General features: G+C 63.5%; 3 protein-coding genes. All 3 read right to left on the reverse strand.

Going from position 1 to position 2,970, the window contains the following annotated elements; translation table 11 throughout:
- Positions 1-366 precede the first annotated feature (366 nt).
- Positions 367-1,935 carry an IS66 family transposase gene (gene tnpC, locus GGR39_RS16985; protein WP_246389008.1) on the reverse strand — a complete coding sequence of 523 codons (1,569 nt, stop codon included), beginning with the start codon at positions 1,933-1,935 and terminating at the stop codon, positions 367-369.
- A 133-nt stretch (positions 1,936-2,068) separates the two neighbouring features.
- Positions 2,069-2,422: an IS66 family insertion sequence element accessory protein TnpB gene (gene tnpB / locus GGR39_RS16990; protein WP_183618996.1), complete on the reverse strand. Its 354-nt coding sequence runs from the start codon at positions 2,420-2,422 to the stop codon at positions 2,069-2,071.
- Positions 2,419-2,898, reverse strand: coding sequence for an IS66-like element accessory protein TnpA (tnpA, locus tag GGR39_RS16995; protein ID WP_246388990.1), 480 nt, complete (start codon positions 2,896-2,898; stop codon positions 2,419-2,421). The genes tnpB and tnpA overlap by 4 nt, the downstream gene beginning before the upstream one ends.
- Between the last annotated feature and the right edge of the window lie 72 nt (positions 2,899-2,970).

The following is a 2,970-nucleotide window of genomic DNA, read 5'->3' on the forward strand; positions in this document are numbered from 1 at the left end:
TAACGCTTGTATCGATGACAGATGTACCGGTCAGTGACGGGCGGGAGGTGTCTTCCTCAACAGACATCGATCTGACAGGCCAGCCCTGCATTTCAGTCCACGCCCTTGAATGGGCTGCGGGCAAACGCGCAGAGTACGGAGGGATGGCTATCCCGATGATGATTTTGGATGCCCCTGAACTCACGCCGCCACCGCATCAGTTGGGTAACGAACACTCCTCGTTGACGATTACAGGCCGGTATGGCGGCTCAACCACGATCGTGATGCATGCTAAGTCGCCAGGACCATATGGATGCCTGGACTCGATCAGCCTCCAGATTACGAGGCCAGCTCCCACGCAGTCGACTTCATCGGCGCGGTAGGTGCTCAATCTGCCGTCAACCAGTTCCACGGTAGCAGTTCGTCGATCCGGTTGATCGGATGCCCTTTGCCGATGCGGGCAAGCACATCGGCCAGCCATGCCTGCGGGCTGACGCCGTTGAGCTTCGCGGTCTCGATCAGCGAATACATGGCGGCAGCGCGCTCGCCGCCGCAGTCGGCACCGGCGAACAGCCAGTTCTTGCGGCCCACACAGATACCGCGCAGCGCGTTCTCGGCGAGGTTGTTGTCGATCTCGAGGCGACCGTCGTAGGTATAGGCGAGGAGTTGCGGCTTGAGCTTGACGGCATAGCGCAGGGCTTCGGCCAGCGGTGAACGTGCCGATGCCCGCGCCAGGATGTCATCGGCCCAGACGAAGAAATCGAGAATTTTGAGCTTCGACAGCTTGCGCGTGCGTCGCCGGATCTCGGGCGGTTCGGCAGCGATCGAGCGCTCGATCTCGTAGAGTTCCTTGATCTTGGCGATCGCCACGGCCGCGGCCGACGTGTTGTCGGCCTTGAACACATCGTAGAGCTTGCGCCGGACATGCGCCCAGCAGGCCACGGGCGCGATGACGCCGGCTTCACGGTTCGGATTGTAGAGCCGCTCGAACCCGGCATAGGCATCAGCCTGCAGGAAGCCTGCGAAGGTCTTGAGGTGTTCGCGTGGCCGTTCGCCCTTGCGGTCGGGACTGTAGCGGAACAGTGCCGCAGGCTTGTCGTTCGGGCTCCATCGCCGATTATCGCGCAGGTAAACCCACAATCGCCCGGTGGCCGTCTTGCCGGTTCCGGGTGCCAATACCGGAACCGGGGTATCGTCAGCATGTAGCTTGGGGCTGGCCATTGCATGGTCGGCGATACGATCGACCAAGGGCCTGAGCAACCAACTCACCTGGCCAAGCCAGTCGGCCAGGGTGGAACGACTGAGATCGACGCCTTCGCGGGCGTAAATCTGCGACTGGCGGTATAACGGCAGATGATCGGCGAACTTTGAGACGACGACATGGGCCAGCAATCCCGGCCCTGCCTTGCCGCGTGGCACGGGCAGCGCGGGAGCGGGGGCCTGGCTGATGGCATCGCAGCACGAACAGGCGAGCTTGGGGCGGACATGGCGCACCACGCGAAAACTGCCCGGCACATACTCGAGCACTTCGGTGACATCTTCGGCGAGCGCCGACATCGCGCCACCGCAAGCTGTGCAGCCATCCGCCGCCGGAGCGGCATGGATCACTTCATCGCGCGGCAGATGCTCGGGCAAGGGCAAACGGCGGGGCCGGCTGCTTGGTGTCTTCGGCTCCCGGTCCGGCAGCTTGCCTTCGATGATGCACTCGGCATGAGCCTGCTCGGCTTCCAGTTCTTCGAGCGTCAGTTCCAGCTGGTCAGCTTGGCTCGCCATGCGCTCGGACGACTGACCGAACTTCATGCGCCTGAGCTTGGCCAGGGTGGCCTTCAACTTCTCGATCTGGAGCGCAGTCAGAACGACCGCGTTCTTTGCCGCCGCTAGTTCGTTGCGCGTGGCGACCAACTCTTGCCGTTCGGCTTCCAGCGCCTGCTCCGATGCCGCAAGCCGTGCCTGCATCTGCTCCACAAGAGCGCGCAGATCATCGGGATCGGAGGGGAGTTCAAGCTGCTCGGGAGACACGGTTCCCGTTAGCAGAATCGGCGAATCCGGCCAATCCAAAAGCGCGCAAATCCACGCAAAAACCGGGCCATTATACCTGCTCGGGCAACCTTGGTGGATCGGGACTGACGGTCCGCCGCCAGTCCATCGCCTCGATCAACAGGGCGAACTGCGCGGGCGTCAGGATGACCCCGCCGTCGACCAGCGGCGGCCAGACGAACCGGTGCCGCTCGAGCCGCTTGGCAAACAGGCACAGCCCGGTGCCATCCCAATGCAGCGCCTTCAGATACGTCCCGCTCTTGCTGCGGAACAGGAACACATGCCCGCCATAGGGTTCGACGGCGAACAGCGGTCGCACCAGCGCGGCGAGCCCATCGAACCCCAAACGCATGCTGACCGGCTTGCTCGCGAGATAGACCTTCGTGCCCGGTACCAGCGCAATCACGACGCCTCCCGCAGTGCGCGGAGCACCCGGGCCAGCGCCTTCTCGTTGACATAGCTGTCGACCGCCAGACGAATGCCGTTCCTCAGATCGATATCGATCCCGCCAGGCCGCGCGCCGGGATAAGGGCGGACCAGTTCCTCGGCCAGCGTCGGGCCTTGTGGCACCGCCGGTGCAGCAGGCATCGGCACCGACATTACCGGAGAAACCGCGCGCGCAGGCTGTTCGGGCACTGTGCCATAGGGAATGAACTGCATCGGCTCGCTGGCGATCTTTGCCGCCTCGCGGCGCAAACGCTTCCAGTTGTGGATCAGGCTTGGAGAAATCCCCAGAAGCTTTGCTACCCCCACGATCGTCGCGCCCGGCTCATCGCACCGTTCCAGAACCGCTGCCCGCTCAGCATCCGAATACCGCCGCCGCCGCTCGACCCCCGTGATAATCTCGATCCGCTCCAAGCCACTCTCCTTCGGCAGTGCCAAAGGACACTCCTTACGAGAGCCTCATCGCGGCAGGGCATCGCCCGCGCAACACGTCGGAGCCCGGACGCTTAC

The sequence above is a fragment of the Novosphingobium fluoreni genome (assembly GCF_014196615.1).
GTDB classification, from domain to species: Bacteria; Pseudomonadota; Alphaproteobacteria; order Sphingomonadales; family Sphingomonadaceae; genus Novosphingobium; species Novosphingobium fluoreni.

Coding starts and splice junctions, on each gene's coding strand:
- tnpC (WP_246389008.1), bottom strand. CDS start 1,935: ATGCAGGCACGGCTTGCGGCATCGGAGCAGGCGCTGGAAGCCGAACGG.